General features: G+C 66.9%; 16 protein-coding genes. 11 read left to right on the top strand and 5 right to left on the bottom strand.

What is annotated here, in order from left to right:
- Positions 1–2 precede the first annotated feature (2 nt).
- Both trpD and A6A05_RS01970 read right to left on the bottom strand, forming a co-directional pair.
- Positions 3–1,013, bottom strand: coding sequence for an anthranilate phosphoribosyltransferase (gene trpD, locus A6A05_RS01975; protein WP_425411933.1), 1,011 nt, complete (start codon positions 1,011–1,013; stop codon positions 3–5).
- Between the two features lie 41 nt (positions 1,014–1,054).
- A complete protein-coding gene (locus tag A6A05_RS01970) occupies positions 1,055–1,645 on the bottom strand; it encodes an anthranilate synthase component II (protein WP_068496947.1) in 591 nt (196 codons plus the stop codon).
- A gap of 325 nt (positions 1,646–1,970) precedes the next feature.
- Here A6A05_RS01970 and A6A05_RS01965 point away from each other — a divergent pair, with 325 nt between their 5' ends.
- Together A6A05_RS01965 and A6A05_RS01960 are read left to right on the top strand one after the other, a co-directional pair.
- Positions 1,971–2,375 (top strand): bacteriohemerythrin, encoded by a 405-nt coding sequence (locus A6A05_RS01965; RefSeq protein ID WP_068496945.1) that lies wholly within the window; start codon positions 1,971–1,973, stop codon positions 2,373–2,375.
- Positions 2,376–2,503: 128 nt separating this feature from the next.
- Positions 2,504–2,899: a bacteriohemerythrin gene (locus A6A05_RS01960; protein ID WP_068496943.1), complete on the top strand. Its 396-nt coding sequence runs from the start codon at positions 2,504–2,506 to the stop codon at positions 2,897–2,899.
- 129 nt (positions 2,900–3,028) lie between these two features.
- Here the strand turns inward: A6A05_RS01960 and A6A05_RS01955 are convergent, their stop codons facing one another.
- On the bottom strand, positions 3,029–3,913 hold the full coding sequence (locus A6A05_RS01955; protein WP_068496941.1) for a methyl-accepting chemotaxis protein: 885 nt from the start codon (positions 3,911–3,913) through the stop codon (positions 3,029–3,031).
- Positions 3,914–4,121: 208 nt separating this feature from the next.
- Here A6A05_RS01955 and A6A05_RS01950 point away from each other — a divergent pair, with 208 nt between their 5' ends.
- From A6A05_RS01950 to A6A05_RS01930, 5 genes are all read left to right on the top strand, one after another.
- Positions 4,122–6,314, top strand: coding sequence for a heavy metal translocating P-type ATPase (locus A6A05_RS01950; protein ID WP_068496939.1), 2,193 nt, complete (start codon positions 4,122–4,124; stop codon positions 6,312–6,314).
- A complete protein-coding gene (gene cueR / locus A6A05_RS01945; RefSeq protein ID WP_068496938.1) occupies positions 6,311–6,709 on the top strand; it encodes a Cu(I)-responsive transcriptional regulator in 399 nt (132 codons plus the stop codon). The genes A6A05_RS01950 and cueR overlap by 4 nt, the downstream gene beginning before the upstream one ends.
- Before the next feature lie 192 nt (positions 6,710–6,901).
- Positions 6,902–8,035: a divergent polysaccharide deacetylase family protein gene (locus A6A05_RS01940; protein WP_068496936.1), complete on the top strand. Its 1,134-nt coding sequence runs from the start codon at positions 6,902–6,904 to the stop codon at positions 8,033–8,035.
- A 62-nt stretch (positions 8,036–8,097) separates the two neighbouring features.
- Entirely contained in the window at positions 8,098–8,298 is a 201-nt protein-coding gene (locus A6A05_RS01935; RefSeq protein ID WP_068496932.1) for a heavy-metal-associated domain-containing protein, read from the top strand.
- Positions 8,299–8,308: 10 nt separating this feature from the next.
- On the top strand, positions 8,309–10,270 hold the full coding sequence (locus tag A6A05_RS01930; protein WP_068496931.1) for an O-linked N-acetylglucosamine transferase, SPINDLY family protein: 1,962 nt from the start codon (positions 8,309–8,311) through the stop codon (positions 10,268–10,270).
- On the opposite strand, the gene trpE is transcribed toward A6A05_RS01930, so the two are convergent.
- Entirely contained in the window at positions 10,257–11,777 is a 1,521-nt protein-coding gene (gene trpE / locus A6A05_RS01925) for an anthranilate synthase component I (protein WP_068496930.1), read from the bottom strand. The genes A6A05_RS01930 and trpE overlap by 14 nt on opposite strands.
- Positions 11,778–11,779: 2 nt before the next feature.
- Complete coding sequence (locus A6A05_RS01920; protein ID WP_068496929.1) at positions 11,780–13,654, bottom strand: peptidyl-prolyl cis-trans isomerase; 1,875 nt, start codon at positions 13,652–13,654, stop codon at positions 11,780–11,782.
- A gap of 186 nt (positions 13,655–13,840) precedes the next feature.
- Here A6A05_RS01920 and tpiA point away from each other — a divergent pair, with 186 nt between their 5' ends.
- The 4 genes from tpiA (at position 13,841) to kdsA (ending at position 17,724) form a co-directional block, all read left to right on the top strand.
- On the top strand, positions 13,841–14,599 hold the full coding sequence (tpiA, locus tag A6A05_RS01915) for a triose-phosphate isomerase (RefSeq protein ID WP_068496928.1): 759 nt from the start codon (positions 13,841–13,843) through the stop codon (positions 14,597–14,599).
- A gap of 234 nt (positions 14,600–14,833) precedes the next feature.
- Positions 14,834–15,166: a preprotein translocase subunit SecG gene (secG, locus tag A6A05_RS01910; RefSeq protein WP_068496927.1), complete on the top strand. Its 333-nt coding sequence runs from the start codon at positions 14,834–14,836 to the stop codon at positions 15,164–15,166.
- A 79-nt stretch (positions 15,167–15,245) separates the two neighbouring features.
- On the top strand, positions 15,246–16,871 hold the full coding sequence (locus tag A6A05_RS01905; RefSeq protein WP_068496926.1) for a CTP synthase: 1,626 nt from the start codon (positions 15,246–15,248) through the stop codon (positions 16,869–16,871).
- Positions 16,872–16,875: 4 nt separating this feature from the next.
- Complete coding sequence (kdsA, locus tag A6A05_RS01900; protein WP_068496922.1) at positions 16,876–17,724, top strand: 3-deoxy-8-phosphooctulonate synthase; 849 nt, start codon at positions 16,876–16,878, stop codon at positions 17,722–17,724.
- Positions 17,725–17,731 lie beyond the last annotated feature (7 nt).

The raw sequence follows: 17,731 nt of genomic DNA, 5'->3' as shown, positions 1-17,731 counted from the left end.
GATCAAACCTCGCGGTTGGTGATGGCGACCATGCGATCCAGCACGGCGCGGGCTTTGCCGGAATCGATGGATTGGGCAGCGGCGACGACCCCTTCCTTCAGGTCGGCGGCGCGGCCGGCGACGATCAGGGTGGCGGCGGCGTTCAGCAGCACGATGTCGCGATAGGCCCCCTTGGCGCCGTCCAGCAGGGCCTTCAAGGCGGCGGCGTTGACCGTGGCGTCGCCGCCCTTGAGATCAGCGGCATGGGCGCGGGGCAGGCCGGCATCCTCGGGCCGGATCTCGAAGGTCGAGACCTTGCCGTCCTTCCATTCGGCCACCAGCGACGGCGCCGTGGTGGTCAGTTCGTCCAGGCCGTCGCGGCCGTGCACCACCCAGGCGCGTTCGACACCCAGGCGGCCCAGCACCTCGGCGATCGGCTCGACCCATTGGCTGGCGAACACGCCCATCACCTGGAAGGCCGCCCCGGCCGGGTTGGCCAGCGGCCCCAACAGGTTGAAGATGGTCCGGGTGCCCAGCTCGACCCGCGGTCCGGCCACATGGCGCATGGCGTTGTGGTGGCGGGGCGCCATCAGGAAGCCCAGATTGTTGTCCCACAGGCTTTCCTTGACCAGCGCCATGTCGGCATCGACCTTGATGCCCAGCGCCGCCAGCACGTCGGCCGAGCCCGATTTCGACGACAGCGCCCGGTTGCCGTGCTTGGCCACCGGCACGCCGCAGCCGGCGATGACGAAGGCCGCCGCCGTCGAGATGTTGAAGGTGCCCGAGCCGTCGCCGCCGGTGCCGCAGGTGTCGACCGCGCCGGGCGGGGCCTCGATGCGCAGTGCCTTGGCCCGCATGATGCGCGCAGCACCGGTGATTTCCTCGACGGTCTCGCCGCGCACCCGCAGGCCCATCAGCAATCCGCCGATCTGGGCCGGCGTGGCGTCGCCGGACATGATGACCTCGAACACTTCCTCGGCCTGGGCCTCGGACATGGTGTGACCGACGGCGATACGGCCCAGCACTTCCTTCATCAGGGCCAGGGACGCCGGGACCGGAGCGGGGGCGGTGGACATCAGGCAGCGTTCCCTTGGGCTTTGCGGCAAAGCGCGATGAAGTTTCGCAGCATGGAATGGCCATGCTCGGTCTCGATGCTTTCGGGGTGGAACTGCACCCCCCAGGCGGCGACGTCGTTGTGCGCCAGTCCCATGATCAGCCCATCCTCGGTCCAGGCCGAGACGTGCAGGCAATGGGGCAGCGAGGCGCGCTCGACCACCAGCGAATGGTAGCGGGTCGCCCGGAACGGCGAGGGCAATCCTTCGAAGATGCCGGTGCCGTCATGGTGGATGGTGTCGACCTTGCCGTGCATCGGCTCGGGTGCCCGCACCACGCGGCCGCCGAAGGCCTGGCCCATGGATTGCTCGCCCAGGCAGACGCCGAACATCGGCACCTTTCCGGCGGCGGCCTTGATCAGGTCCAGGCAGATGCCGGCGCGGTCGGGATCGCACGGGCCGGGCGAGATGACGATGCCTTCCGGCCGCATCGCCAGCGCCTGCTCGACGGTCAGCGCGTCGTTACGCCGCACCTCGACCTCGACACCCAGTTCGCCCAGATAGTGCCAAAGGTTGTAGGTGAAGCTGTCGTAATTATCGATCAGGAGAAACACGGAGCCACCTAACTAACTGATATAAAACGATATTTAATCTTCCGTCTTCTGATCTTACCCGGTTTATTACCCGGCTCTAAGCGGCACGGCAGCGCATGACGGAAAAGACGGTGCGAGGGTACACGCCTTCAGTCCATCGTTCCAGAGGGTTCGGGGGATGCCAATGGGGTGCGCATCCAGGCATCGACGGAAGGTTCCGGACAGGCGGCGAATCCGGCCTGGCGCAAGCCGTCGTGACGCCATTGCGCCTTCCGGTCGGGTCGTGCCAGGATTACTCTGGCGGTGGCGGCGCAGATGCGGACGTCCGTTAGACGAGGGGGAAAAGATGGGCGAGCATATTTCTTGGACCGATGATCTGTTGACCGGCGTCGATGCCATCGACAATGATCATAAGGCGCTGATCGCCCTCATGAACGCGATTTTCGCCTCGACCAGCCATGGCCCCGAGGCCATTTCGAGCGCTATTGGTGAGTTGACCTCGTACACCAAGCACCATTTCGCCGCCGAGCAGGTGATCATGGAAAAGGCCGGATATACCGGGCTGAGCGACCATATCTACGAGCACGAACATCTGGTTTTCCAACTCGAAAGAATGATCGACGGACTGATGAGGATGGGGGCTGCCGGAGTTGACGCGGAACTCGTCAGGATCCTGCGAGGGTGGCTGGTCGATCACATCTTGGGATTCGATATGAAGTTCGCCGAATTCCTGCGGGGAAAGGCGTCGTAACGACACAGCCGCCCACCAATCCCAGGCCGCGAAGGATTCTTTTGATCCATTGGCCTGAGATCTGGGTATTCCGCCCTTGATCAAGGGTGGATGGGCCACTCACGGTATCTGCCGGAAAGGGCCGTCGCATGGATTTGCAGTGGAAGCCGGAATATAACACCGGCTGCGAGCGGATCGATCATGAGCACATGGTCTTCATGGACCTGATCCGCGAATTCGTCGATGAGGCGGAGGGTGGTCGCGATTCTCGCGCACTCAGAACCATCTCCCAGGAAATCTACAAATACGCGGATTTCCACTTCTTCAGCGAAGAGCGGATGATGGCCCGCATCGGGTATGCCGGACTGGCCGAACACCACGCCATCCATCAGGCGTTGATGGCGGAATTGCGGGAATACAACGATTCCCTGGCGATGGATTCGTCGTTGGCCATAAAGGTGGCGGAGTTTCTGGTCTGCTGGTTCAAGACCCACACGGTAACCGAGGACACCAAACTGGCCACCAGCATGAGTGGCCGCTCGTGAAAAAATCCCTCTCTCCGCGCAGTCGATGGACTTTTTGCACGGGGGACTGAGTGCCCATGAAGCTCGCTGAGCCCGCGGGTTTTCCTGGCCGGTCGCGGTGACTGCCCGCCGAACCTTCGCCCCAAGATATCAACGCTGCTTGTTGGCGAACTCGACCGCTGAAGTGGCCTCGCCCACCAGATGGTGAATACGCTCGCGCGCCTCGCCCAGGGTCTCGCCGGTGGTGGACAGGCTGATCATGAAGGTATCGATGTAATCGATCACGTCCTCGCACTGGACCTTGCCTTCGGCGGCGGCTTCGCTGATTTCCTCGACGCGGCCGTGGATCTTCTCCAGGGAGTTGCCGAAGCCGTTAATGGTCTCGGAAATAATGCCGACGCCGGTGCTGACCTGGCCGGCGCTGGTCACGGTCTGGCCGGTGGCGACGATCAGGTCGGCGATGGACGCGGTCAGCGATTCTACCGACCCTTCGATGGTGCGGGTGACCTCGCCGGCCTTGCGGGCCAGGCCCTTGACCTCGCCGGCAACCACCGCGAAGCCCTTGCCGGCCTCGCCGGCCCGCTCGGATTCGATGGTGGCGTTCAAGGCCAGAAGGTTGGTCTGGCGGGCGATGTCCTGGATGTCCTTGGTCGAGGCGCCGACGCTGGCCAGGTGGGTGTCCAATTCGCCCAGGCTGGCCTGGATGGCGCGAACCGATTCGGCCAGGCCGCGAATGCTGGAAACGGCGGTCTCGACGGTGGCCAGCGACTGGGTGGACCGGTCGGCGGCATCGCGGGAAACCTGGTCGGTGGTCTTGCTGGCCGAATTGATGGCGTCGATGGCCTCGGCCATTTGCTGGGCGATGGCGCTTAGCGCCTGGAACTTGCCCATCTGGTCTTCCAGGAAGACCGCCACCTCATCGACGCTGCCGGCAATTTCGGTGACTTCGGTTTGAATGGTGGTCAGGCGCTCGACCACGGCCTGCGCGAACTGGGCGCGGTCGCTGGCCTGCGAGGCGTTGGAGCCATCGGGCATGAAGAAAACCTCCCTTGGGTGATGCCCATGCCCGGTTGCCCCAACCATCCGGATCTCGTCATTTGCATCAATTATGCCGTGTGCCACCGGCAAAGGAAGTGGAAATATGGCCTATAACTATAAAATATGCATATAACAAAGCCCTTGACCTTCCAGTGACTGGAAGGGCGATCCTTATTCCCATGGATCGCTTCTAAGGAACACGCCCATGGCTGCCGGCCCCCTTGCCGCCCCCCTTACCGCCTCCTTGTCGCCCTCGCTGGAATTCAGGATTGGCGGTATGACCTGCGCCGCATGCTCGACCCGGCTCGAGAAGGTGTTGGGCCGCGTGCCCGGCGTCGAGGCGGCCAGTGTCAACCTTGCCGCCGAACGGGCCACCATCATCGGTCTGGCCGGCGCCGCCGAACTGGTGGTGGCGGTCGAGAAGGCCGGCTTCACCGCCCATCTGATCGCCGACGGCGAGGACCCCACCAGCGCCGAGGAGGCCGACCAAGCCCGCGATCTGGCCGACCAATGGCGCTGGTTCTGGGTGTCGGCGGCTTTGACCCTGCCGCTGGTGGCGCCGATGATCCTGGCCCCGTTCGGAATCGATTGGATGCTGGCCGGCGGTTGGCAATGGCTGCTGGCGACGCCGGTGCAATTTGGCGCCGGCTGGCGCTTCTATCGCGGCGCCTGGGCCTCGCTGAGGGGCGGTGCCGGCAACATGGATGTGCTGGTGGCGCTGGGCAGCTCGGCGGCCTATGGCATGTCGGCCTGGGTGGTGACGCAGGGCCATGGCGGCCACGGCGACCTTTATTTCGAGGGCGCGGCGGCGGTGGTCACCCTGGTCCTGTTGGGCAAGATCCTTGAGACCCGGGCCAAGCGCTCGGCGGCCGGGGCCATTCGCGCCCTGATGAAGCTGCGCCCCGACACCGCCCGCGTCGAGCGAGACGGCCATGTGGTGGAAATCCCCGCCTCGGCCGTTGTCGCCGGCGATCTGGTGGTGGTCCGCCCGGGCGAGGCCTTTCCCGTCGATGGCACCGTGCAGGATGGCGAAAGCCAGGCCGACGAATCCTTGATCACCGGCGAAAGCCTGCCGGTTTCCAAGCAGACCGGCGATGCGGTGGTGGCCGGCGCCATCAACGGCGACGGCTTGCTGCGGGTCATCGCCACCCGGGTCGGCGCCGACAGTACCATCTCGCGCATCATCCGCATGGTCCAGGGCGCCCAGGCCTCGAAGGCGCCGGTGCAGAAGCTGGTGGACCGGGTGTCGGCCATCTTCGTGCCGGTGGTGGTGGCCATCGCGGCTTTGTCGTTCCTGGGTTGGGCGCTGATCGGCGGCGATGCGGGCCAGGGCTTCGCGGCGGCCGTCGCCGTGCTGGTGGTGGCCTGCCCCTGCGCGCTGGGGCTGGCGACGCCGACCGGCATCATGGTCGGGACCGGGGTGGCGGCCCGCCACGGCATCCTGATCAAGGACGCCGTCGCCCTGGAACGGGCCCATCACACCAATCTGGTGGTGTTCGACAAGACCGGCACCCTGACCGAGGGCCACCCGGCCCTGGTGGCCAGCGAAGGCGGGACCGAATTGCTGCGCCTGGCCGCCTCGGCCCAGGCCGGCAGCGAGCATCCGCTGGCCCGTGCCGTGCGGGCGGCGGCGACGGGTCTGGACCTGGCCCCGGTGACCGCCTTCAAGGCCTTGCCGGGGCGCGGCATCGAGGCCATGGTCGAGGGAAGGGCCATACTGGTCGGGTCGGCCCGGCTGATGGACGAGCGGGCGGTGGATTGGCAATCGGCCAATGATGCCATGAGAACCCACGAAGAGCTGGGGCGGACCGTCATGCTGGTGGCCCTGGACGGGCGGCTGGCCGGTTGGCTGGCGGTGGCCGATCCGGTCAAGCCCAGCGCCCGGGCGGCGGTGGCCGGGCTCGATTCCCTGGGGGTCAAGGCGGTCTTGCTGACCGGCGACAATGCCCGCGCGGCCGCCGCGGTGGCCGGTCAGGTCGGCATTTCCATGGTGCTGGCCGAGGTGCTGCCCGAGGGCAAGGAGGCGGAAATCCACCGCCTGCAGGCCGATGGCCATGTGGTGGCCATGGTCGGCGACGGCGTCAACGACGCCCCGGCCCTGGCGGCGGCCGATATCGGCATCGCCATGGGCACGGGCACCGACGTCGCCATGCAGGCGGCCGGCATCACCCTGGTCAAGGGCGATCCCGCGCTGCTGCCCGCCGCCTTTTCGTTGTCGCGGGCGACTTATGCCAAGATCCGCCAGAACCTGTTCTGGGCCTTCTTCTACAATCTGCTGGCCCTGCCGCTGGCCGCCGCCGGGCTGCTGTCGCCGACCATCGCCGGCGCCGCCATGGCCTTTTCCAGCGTGTCGGTGGTGACCAATTCCCTGCTGCTGCGCCGCTGGAGGATGCCATGAATATCGGCCAAGTCGCGAAACGGTCGGGCGTGCCGGCCAAGACCATCCGCTATTACGAGGAAATCGGCCTGATCCCGCCGGCCGGGCGCACGGCGGCCGGCTATCGCGATTACGGCTCGACCGATGTCGAGACCCTGCGATTCATCCAGCGCGCCCGCTCGCTGGGTTTCTCGGTCAAGGATGTGGCCGATCTGCTGGCATTGTGGCGCGACCGCGAGCGGGCCAGCGCCGACGTGCGGGCCATTGCGCAGGACCATGTCCGCGCCGTCGAGGCCAAGATCGCCGAACTGGAAGAGATGCGCCGCACCCTGACCGCGCTGGTCGAGCGCTGTTCGGGCGACGACCGCCCCGATTGCCCGATCCTGGAAGGCCTGTCCGACGCCCGCTGCCATTGAGGCTTTGCCGGGGCCGGGCGGCGGGCTATAACCGGCGTCGATCTAGTGTCCTGCCCCAGAAATTCGCAAGTGAATTTCTGGGATGAGCAGGCCACTAATCTGTCTAGTGTCCTGCCCCAGAAATTCGCAAGTGAGTTTCTGGGATGGGCAGGCCACTAATCTGTTGAATTGTGTGGTGAAAGGCGAAATTTCGTGTCGCGGCGTGAAATCCGGCGGCTGCTGATGGAACCGAAGCGACGGTCGAGTTCGTCGCGGTCCTGGGCGGTGCTGGCCCTGATGGCGGCGGTTCTGCTGGGTGGCATCGCCATCGGAGCGGGCGTCGGGCTGGGCATCATGGCCAGCCGGCCGGATCAGGAAGCGCGCGACTGGGAACGGGCCGAGATGGCGGTCGATCGTCCGCCCCGGCGCGAGGCGTTGCTGGAACCGGCCGCTGCCGCCGAGCCGCCGGTGATCCCGCTGGTGCCGCTGCCGCCGGCCCGTCCCGGCGGCCCGGCCGATGACGGTTTCGATGCCGACCAAGCTTCGGGCCAGGTGGCCGACCAACAGGTCGCCTCGGTGCCGCTGATCCTGCCGCAGCCCTCGGTCAAGCCGGTCGAGCAGGGCGCTCCCGCCTGGGTCCGTTATGCGGTGCCGGCGCCCAAGGCCGGAAGCCAGCCGATGATCGCGGTGGTGATCGACGATCTGGGGGTCGATCGAAAGCGCAGCGAGAAGGTGGTCGAATTGCGCGCCCCCTTGACGCTGGCCTGGATGACCTATGCCGAGAACCTGCCGCAGATCACCCAGCTTGCCCGCAAGCGCGGCCACGAACTGATGGTCCATGTGCCGATGCAGCCCCAGGGCGAATCCTACGATCCCGGCCCCGACGTGCTGGAAGTCGCCGTCCACCCCGAGGAGAATCGCCGCCGCCTGGCCTGGGGGCTCAATCGCTTCGAGGGCTTCGTCGGCATCAACAACCATATGGGCTCGCGCTTCACCGCCGACCGCACCGGCATGAAGGTGGTGATGGAAGAGGTCAAAAGGCGCGGCCTGTTGTTCCTGGATTCGGTCACCACCGACAAAAGCGTGGCCCCCGAACTGGCCAAGCGCCACGGCGTGCCGTTTGCGGCGCGCAGCGTCTTTCTCGATAACGAGCAATCGGTGGCGTCGGTCAAGGCGCAGCTGGCCAAGACCGAGGCCCATGCCCGCAAGTTCGGCGCCGCCATCGCCATCGGCCATCCGCACGATGCCACCATCGAGGCCCTGGCCGCCTGGTTGCCGGGGCTGGAAGCCCGGGGCTTCCTGCTGGTACCGGTCACCACCATCGTCAAGGCGCAAACACCCCCTTGACCTTCCCGTCGCTGGAAGGTCCAAACTTCCATCATCGAAGCCTAAGCAAAGGAGCTGATCTTATGAGCGCGACCTACAAAGTGACCGGCATGACCTGCGGCGGCTGCGCCCGTTCGGTGGAATCGGCGATCAAGAGCGTGGCCCCCGACGCCAAGGTCACCGTCGATCTGGGCTCGGCCGCCGTCACCGTCGAGAATGCCAGCGAAGACCAGGTCAAGAAGGCGGTCGACGAGGCCGGTTTCACCTTCCTGGGCGCGGCCTGATCGGCTGCCTATGGATTTCGACGCGGCGCTGAAGGGCTTGCGGGCCAAGGTTCGGCGCGCAGGATTGGCCGGCCTTCCCGAAAGGCTGGAGGCGATGATCGGCCGGGGCGAGGCCCAGGCCGCCAGCCAGATGCTGTCGGCCGCCTTCAGCCACGCCCAGGCCTGCGCCGATTCCTGCTTGTTCCTGGGGCTGGCGGCGGCCCGGCTGGGGCAATGGCCGGCGGCTGTCACCATTCTGGGGCGGGCTCGCCAGTTGGCTCCCGCCCGGCTGGCCGCCGGCCACGCCTTGGCCGTCGCGCTGGCGCGGGCCGGGCAGGGGTCGCAAGCCCTGGCGCTGTTCGCCGAAATCCGCGCCCGTGCCCCCAAGGATTCGGGCCTTGCCAATGATCACGCCCTGGCACTCGCCGCTTTCGGCAGATCGGCGGATGCCGAGGCGATCCTGGTCGAGACGGTGAAATCGGCCCCCAGGGACCGTGACGCCCTGGCCAATCTGGGGGTGCTGCGGGCCCAGCGCGGCGACGCGGCCGGCGCGGTCGAGGCGCTGACGTCCGCCATCGCCCTTGATCGCCGCAACGCCCTGCTGCGCTTCAACCTGGGCAATGCCCTGCGCGATGCGGGCGATGGCGCGGCCGCCCTTGCGGCTTATCGGGACGCGGTCGACCTGCAACCCGATCTGGCGGGTGCCTGGCGCAACAAGGCCAACCTGAACGCCGAGATGGGCCGGCACGCCGAATCCTGCGCCGATTACGCTCGGGTCGAGGCGCTGGAGCCGGCGGCCAATCTTGCGCCCACCCGCATTCTGGCCATGAATCTGGCGCCGTTTTCCGCCGCCGACACCCTGGCGGTCGCCACCGCATGGGCCAAGACCTATGCCGATCCCCTGGCCCCGGTCGCCCGGCCGGCCTTGGGCAGCGACGGGCGCATCCGCATCGGCTATCTCGCCGCCGGTCTGTTCACCCTGGACGGCACCCAATTGGCCGTGCTGGCCCACCATGACCGCAGCCGGTTCGAGGTGATCGTCTATTTCGACGGCGACCCGGCCCATCGCCGGCTGGAGCGCTTCCGCGCCTTGGCGACGGTGCGGATGACCCGGGGGCTGTCCGATTCCGACCTGGCCCAACTGATCGCCGCCGACGGCTTGGACATCCTGATCGACGGGCTGGGTTTCCCCAAGGGTCACCGCCTGCTGACGGTGGCGCGCCGCCCGGCCCGCATCCATCTGCACTGGCCGCCGATGACCACCACCGGCATGGCGGCGATGGACGGCTTGGTCGCCGATTCCCGCACCCTGCCGCCCGGCGCCGAGGGTGATTATCGCGAGCGGGTCTTTCGGCTGCCCTGCAGCTATCATTTCGCTGTCGAGGAGTTGGACGTGCCGGGCCGGCCCTTGCGCCCCGATGACGGGACCGTCCTGTTCGGCTGCTTCAACACCCTGGCCAAGATCGGGGACCAATCCATCGCCTTGTTCGCCCGGGTGCTGGCCGCCATTCCCGGCTCGCGCCTTCGGGTCAAGGGTATGGTGCAATCGGCCTTCGACCATCCGCGCCTTCTGGACGGCTTCGCCGCGCACGGCATCGGCCCGGATCGCCTGGAATTCTTGGCCTCGACCGCCGGCTATGGCGAGCACCTGGCCGCCTTCGGCGACTTGGACGTGGCCTTGGACCCGGTGCCCTATAACGGCGTCACCACCACCTTCGAATCCCTGTGGATGGGGGTGCCGGTGGTGACCCTGCCGGGTAGCCGCATCCTGGACCGCTATGGGCTTTCCTTGCTGACGGAAGTGGGGTTCATCGACGGCATCGCCGCCGATGCCGACGATTATGTCGCCCGCGCCGTCCGTCTGGCCGCCGACCGGCCCTTGCGCGCCGAACTGCGGGAAAGCTTGCGCGACCGGGTGCGGGCCAGCCGCCTGAACGACAGCGCCCGCTTCACCCGCGAGTGGGAAGATTTACTGCTCTCTATTGCCGGCTAAGGGTGTATTCCAGCGCTTCCTCGGCGGCGCGGACCAGGGCGCGGGCCTTGTTCATGCATTCCTCGTGCTCTTTCTCGGGCACCGAATCGGCGACGATGCCGGCGCCGGCCTGGGCGTACATGGTGCCGTCCTTGATCAGGGCGGTCCGAAGTGCGATGCAGGTGTCCATGTTGCCGTTGCCCGAGATATAGCCCATGCAGCCGGCATAGAAGCTGCGCCGCTCGGGCTCCAGTTCGTCAATGATCTCCATGGCGCGAATCTTCGGCGCCCCCGAGGTGGTGCCGGCCGGGAAGCCGGCCATCAGGGCGTCCATGGCATCGCAGCCGTCGCGGATGTCGCCCTCGACGTTCGAGACGATGTGCATGACGTGCGAGTAATACTCGACGAACATCTTCTTGGTGACCTTGACGGAACCGATCTTGGCCACCCGGCCGACATCGTTGCGGCCCAGATCCAGCAGCATCAGATGCTCGGCCAGTTCCTTGGGGTCGGCCATCAGGTCGGCGGCCAGGGCCTCGTCCTCGGCCTGGTCGATGCCCCGCTTGCGGGTCCCGGCGATCGGGCGGATGGTGACGCGGCCGTCGCGCAGGCGCACCAGGATTTCCGGGCTGGACGCCACCAGCTGGAACTCGCCGAAATTCATGTAGACCAGGAACGGGCTGGGATTCATCCGCCGAAGCGCCCGGTACAGCGAGAAGGGCGGCAGCCGGAACGGCACCTTCAGACGCTGCGACAGCACCACCTGGAAGATGTCGCCGGCAGCGATGTATTCCTTGGCCTTCAGCACCTTGGCGCAATATTCCTCGGGCGTCATCGAGGCGACCGGGACCGGAGCATGGGTGTGGCGCTCGTGGCCGGCATCCAGGTGCGGCAGCGGGCGCTCCAGCGCCTCGACCACATGGTCCAGCCGCTCGTTGGCCAGGTCGAACGCCGCCCGCGCATCGACGCCGGCGCGCGGCCATACCGGCACCACCGCCGTCAATGTGCCGTTGACGTTGTCGAACACCGCCATCACCGTCGGGCGGATGAAGATGCCGTCGGGGATGCCGATGACGTCGGGATTGGCATCGGGCAGCTTCTCGACCAGCCGCACGGTGTCATAGGTCAGATAGCCGACCAGGCCGGCGGCCATGGGCGGCAGGTTCGGCGGAATGTCCACCAGGCTTTCGGCAGAAAGTGCTCGCAACGAGGCCAGGGTGCCGTCGCGTTCGGCCACCGGGCAGGGCGCGAAGGAATCGGGCTGGGTGCGGGCGCAGCGATTGACCCACGCCATGTTGCCTTCGCACTTCCAGATCAGGTCGGGCTTCATGCCCAGCACCGAATAGCGGCCGCGCACGGCGCCGCCTTCCACCGATTCCAGCAAGAAGGCGTGCTTCTGACCGCTGGCCAGCTTCAGGAAGGCGGAAACCGGGGTTTCCAGGTCGGCGACCATGGTGCGCCACACCAGTTGCGGCCGCCCGCTGTCGTAGGTGGCCTGGAAGGCGGCGTAGTCGGGATAAACGGTCATGGTCACTCTTCGCGGGAAATCTGGCTGCGATCGACCCGCACGCCCAGTTCGACGTTGAGGGCGGCGAGGTATTGGTCGACCAGATCGCTGGCCACGGTGGACGAGATCTTGCGGCGCGCCGTCTCGGTGGCCTTGGCATCCTTGGCCGGCTCGAAGGCGATCACCTGGGCCAGGCGGGCCACCACCCAGCCGCCCTTTTCGGCCTTGACCGCCACCGTCCCCGACTTGCCCTGGAACAGGTCGGCGACGACGGCCGGGGCCAGCTTGGCTGCTTCGGCGCCTTCGCGGGTGAACGGGGCCGAGGTCACCACCTTGATGCCGTGGGCCTGGGCGACCTTGGCCAGCGGCTCGCCGGCCTTGACCTGCTCGGCGATGGCCTTGGCCAGTTCGCCGGCCTTTTCATGGCGGCGCTCGGCCTGCCAGCCGGCGACCACTTCGGCACGGACGTCGGCCAGGGCGCGCGGAGCGGGGGGCACCACCCGGTCGACGCGAACCAGGAAATATCCGTCGCCTTCCTTCTCGGTCAGCTGGCTTTCGGCACCTTGTTCGGTGTGGAAGGCGACATCCAGGAAGGTGTCGGACTTGGGTGCGTCGGCGACCGGCTTGCCGTTGGGGCCTTGGCCCTTGGCATCGATGGCCGGAATGCGCAGAACCTTCAACTGGAACCGCGACGCGGTCTCTTCCAGGCTGGTGCCGGCGCCCAGGGTGTCTTCCACCTGATTGGCCAGCTGGCTCAACAGGTCGGTCGAACGCTCGCGGCGCAGATCCTGCTCCAGCATCGACTTGACCTCGGCCAGCGGCCGGGTGCGGCCGGGGGTGACCTGGCCGACCTGGGCGACGTGCCAGCCCAGCGCGGTCCGCACCGGGGCGCTGATGGTGCCGGGCTTCTGGGCGAACAAGGCGGTGCCCAACTCGTCGGGCAGTTCGCCCTTCTCGACGGTGCCGAGATCGACCACCGAGGCGCCCAGATCCTTGGCGATGGCGGCCAGGTCCTTGCCGGCCTTGACCAGGTCGGTGGCGCGCGCGGCGGCGACGTCGTCGGCCAGCACCACCTGCGCGACCTGGCGCCGTTCCGGGGTGACGAACTCGTCCAGACGAAGCTGATAGGCCTCGGCGATATGGGCGTCGGTGATCTCGGCCAGGGCGCCGACATCGGCCGGGCGCAACAGCATCACCGTCAGCGCGCGGAACTCGGGCGCCATGAAGCGGGTGGAATGGTCCTTGTAATATTGCTCGATGGCGGCCTGGTCGGGGGCGGCGGGCAGCGCCACCGCCTCGTCCTTGATCTGGGCGATCTCGGCGGCGCGGCGCTCTTCGCGCCAGCGGGTCAGGGGATCGGCCAGGGTGACCGGCGCCACCAATCCGCCCGACAGCGCCTCGGCCATCTGGGCGCGGACCATGTTGCTCTTTTCCATCCGCATGTAGTCGGATTCGCTCAGATTGGCGCGGTTCAAGGCCCGGCGCAGCAGCTCGCGGTCGAACTCGCCCCGTTCATTGCGGAAGTTGGGGTCGGCGGCGACCTGGGCCACCACCGCGTCCTCGGACGCCGACAGACCCAGGCGGCGGGCCGCCTCGTCGATCAGGGTGCGGGTGACGATGGTCTGGATGGTGCGGTCCAGCAGGCCCATCTTGCGCGCCTCTTCCGCGCTTAGTTTGCCGCCGAACAGCGGCTGCAGGCGGGCGACCTCGCGCTTGAACTCGGCGTTCACCTCGGCGGCGGTGACCTGGACCTTGCCCACCTCGATGGCCGGGCCGCGCCCGAACAATCCGCCCCTCAAGACATCGCCGACGCCCCACGAGATGAAGCTGAGACCCAAAAGGCCCAACAGCAGTTTGACGACCCAGGACTTCGAGGCATTGCGAAAGGAATCGAGCATGGCATCCGGCGGGTTCGAGGGGCCGGGCGCAAGCGGGCTCCGGCAAAAGTGCCGGCATAATAAGGGGGGGGGGAAGGGGTGGCAACTGCTTTAACCCACCCTGGAATCGCTCCGATTGGGTGGCGACAAGGGCTTGGGGCCGGTGGTATAGACCGGGTCACAATTCATAGAGAACGGGAGACCTCCATGAGCAGACGTCCGCTGATCGCCGGCAACTGGAAGATGAACGGCCTGAAGGCCGACGGCATCGCCCTGGCCGATGGTGTCGCCGCCAAGCGCCGGGCCGAGCCGGATCTGGCCTGCGACGTGCTGGTATGCCCGCCCTTCCTGCTGGTTTCCGATGTCGCCCGCGCCGTGGCCGGCTCGGGGCTGGCGGTCGGCGGCCAGGATTGCCACGCCAAGACTTCCGGCGCCCATACCGGCGACACCTCGCCGGTGATGCTGAAGGATGCCGGCTGTTCCCACGTCATCCTGGGCCATTCCGAGCGCCGCACCGACCATGGCGAGACCGACGCCGAGGTCAAGGCCAAGGCCGCCGCCGCCCACGCCGCCGGCCTGGTGGCCATCGTCTGCATCGGCGAGACCCTGGCCCAGCGCGACGGGGGCGAAACGCTTGAGGTCAACCGCCGCCAGTTGAAGGGCTCGCTGCCCGAGGGCGCCAATGCCGACAACACCGTCATCGCCTACGAGCCAGTGTGGGCCATCGGCACCGGCCGGGTCGCCTCGCCGGAACAGGCGCAGGAAGTCCATGCCGCCATCCGCGCCGAACTGGTCAAGCTGGTGGGCGAGACCGAGGCCGGCAAGATGCGCATTCTGTATGGCGGCTCGATGAAGCCCGAGAACGCCGCCCAGCTGATCGCCCTGCCCGATGTCGATGGCGGCCTGATCGGCGGCGCCTCGCTGAAGGTCGAGGATTTCTGGGCCATCGCGCGCAATTGCGGTTAGGCGCGAGGCGCGGCCCGTGCCGGGCCCGCTCAAACGCCGCGCGGGCTTTGGGCGCGAGGCGCGGTCCAGCTTAACCCCGCTCGGACGCCGCGCGGGGTTAAGCGTGAAGCGCAGCCCATTTTTGCACTAGCTATCCTCGGCCGAGGGGGCTAAATATCGCGTCGAACAATTTCACCCGCCCCCAGGGCTGTCCCATCGGGACCGCTCTGGGTCGGGTCATTTCGTGGTGTGCCAATGGACTTCTTTCCGATCATTCTTGTCGTTCACCTGCTTCTCGCCATCGCCCTGGTCGGCGTGGTGCTGCTGCAGCGTTCCGAAGGCGGCGCGCTGGGCATGGGCGGCGGTGGCGGCGGTTTGATGTCCGGCCGGGCGGCCGGCAACCTGTTGACCCGCACCACCGGCATCCTGGCCGGGGCGTTCTTCCTGACCAGCTTGGCGCTTGCCATCATCGCCAATAACCGCACCGGCGGGGGCTCGCCCTTCGACAAGGTGCCGGCGGCGGCTCCGGCGGCGGCTCCGGCCCAGCCGGCGGTTCCGGCCGAACCGGCGGCGCCGATTTCGAAGTAGGTTCATCCGTTTGGGGACGCGGTCGCCTTAAGCGGCCGCCACGTGGTCAAGCCAGACACTTCGCGCGAGCAAGGGGCCCATGACGCGTTTCATCTTCATTACCGGCGGCGTGGTGTCGTCCCTGGGTAAGGGGCTGGCCTCGGCGGCTCTGGGGGCGTGCCTGCAGGCGCGCGGCTTCAAGGTCCGGCTCAGGAAGCTCGACCCCTATCTCAACGTCGATCCGGGCACCATGAGCCCCTATCAGCACGGCGAGGTCTACGTCACCGACGACGGCGCCGAGACCGACCTGGATCTGGGCCATTACGAGCGCTTCACCGGTGTCGCGTCGCGTAAAAGCGACAACATCACCACCGGCCGCATCTATTCCGACGTCATCGCCCGCGAGCGGCGCGGCGATTATCTGGGCGCCACCGTCCAGGTCATCCCGCACGTCACCAACGCCATCAAGGAATTCGTCAAGTCGGACCTGACCGACGAGGATTTCTGCCTGTGCGAGATCGGCGGCACCGTCGGCGACATCGAATCCCTGCCGTTCCTGGAAGCGATCCGCCAGTTGGCCAACGAGCTGGGGCGCGAGCGCACCATGTTCGTCCATCTGACCCTGCTGCCCTATATCCCGACGGCGGGCGAGCTGAAGACCAAGCCGACCCAGCATTCGGTCAAGGAATTGCTGTCCGTCGGCATCCAGCCCGACCTTTTGATGTGCCGGTCCGACCGCGAGATTCCGGAAGGCGAGCGCAAGAAGATCGCCCTGTTCTGCAACGTCGCCCCCCAGGCGGTGATCCCGGCCCTGGACGTCGACAGCATCTATCAGGTGCCGATCTCGTACCATGCCGAGGGATTGGACGAGCAGGTGTGCCGCCATTTCCGCATCGAATCGACGCAGCCCGATCTGTCGCGCTGGACCAACATCGTCGAGCGGGTGCGCCAGCCGGAAGGCGAGGTGACCATCGCCGTGGTCGGCAAGTATATCAGCCTGCTGGATTCCTATAAGTCGCTGGCCGAGGCGCTGACCCATGGCGGCATCGCCAACAACGTGCGTGTCCGGCTGAACTGGATCGACAGCCAGATCTTCGAGCGCGAAGACGCGGTGCTGCATCTGGAGCCCTGCCACGGCATCCTGGTCCCCGGCGGTTTCGGCGAGCGCGGCGCGTCGGGCAAGATCGAGGCGGTCAAATTCGCCCGCGAACGCCAGGTGCCCTATTTCGGCATCTGTTTCGGCATGCAGATGGCGGTGATCGAGGCCTGCCGCAATCTGGTCGGCCTGAAGGGCGCCAACTCGACCGAGTTCGGGCCGTGCGAGCATCCCGTCGTCGGCCTGATGACCGAGTGGGTCAAGGGCAACATGCTGGAAAAGCGCGCCGCCAACGGCGAACTGGGCGGAACCCTTCGCCTGGGCGCCTATGATTGCATGCTGAAAAAGGGCAGCCGGGTCGCCGACATCTATGGCTCCGACATGATCTCGGAACGCCACCGTCACCGCTTCGAGGTCAACATGGATTACCGGCCGCAGCTGGAAAAGGCCGGCCTGTCGTTCTCGGGCCTGTCGCCCGACGGGGTGCTGCCGGAAATCGTGGAAATTCCCGACCATCCGTGGTTCGTCGGCGTGCAGTTCCATCCCGAACTGAAGTCCAAGCCGTTCGACCCGCATCCGCTGTTCACCAGCTTCATCAAGGCCGCGGTGCGGCAATCGCGATTGGTCTGACGCCATGCCCCCTTTCCATCACGTCGCCGTTTTCCCGGACGTCGTCTTCGGCAACGATCTGCCGCTGGTCCTGATCGCCGGGCCGTGCCAGATGGAAAGCCGCGAACACGCCCTGGAATGCGCAGCGGCGTTGAAGGAAATGGCCCAGGAAGCCGGCATCAAGCTGATCTACAAGTCGTCGTTCGACAAGGCCAACCGCACCTCGATCTCAGGGAGGCGCGGGCTGGGGCTGGACGCGTCGCTGCCGGTGTTCGCCGAGATCAAGTCCAAGCTGGCCCTGCCGGTCCTGACCGACATCCACACTGAAGAACAATGCGCCATCATGAGCCGGGTGGTCGACATCATCCAGGTCCCGGCCTTCCTGTGCCGCCAGACCGACCTGTTGATCGCCGCCGGCCGATCCGGCGCGGTGGTCAACGTCAAGAAGGGCCAGTTCCTGGCCCCTGACCAGATGGCCAACGTCGCCGCCAAGATCGAAAGCACCGGCAACAGCCGCATCCTGCTGACCGAACGGGGCGCCAGCTTCGGCTATGGCGACCTGGTCGCCGACATGCGGGCGCTGCCGATCATGGCGCGCACCGGCTATCCGGTGATCATGGACGCCACCCACGCGGTGCAATCGCCGGGCGGTCAGGGCGGATCGTCGGGCGGCGACCGCCGCTTCGCGCCGGTGCTGGCCCGCGCCGCGGTGTCCTTGGGCATCGCGGGTGTGTTCATCGAAACCCATCCCGATCCCGATCATGCGCCGTCGGACGGCCCCAACATGATCGCGCTGAAGGACATGCCGGCCCTGATCGAAATGCTGATGAAGTTCGACGCGACGGCCAAGTGCTATCCCGTCCAAATCGACTAACCCCTGT

Origin of the sequence: Magnetospirillum moscoviense, from assembly GCF_001650635.1 — a bacterium.
GTDB lineage: Bacteria > Pseudomonadota > Alphaproteobacteria > Rhodospirillales > Magnetospirillaceae > Magnetospirillum > Magnetospirillum moscoviense.
Note: the sequence above shows the minus strand (reverse complement) of the source record. Positions and strands in the feature narration are given on the sequence as shown.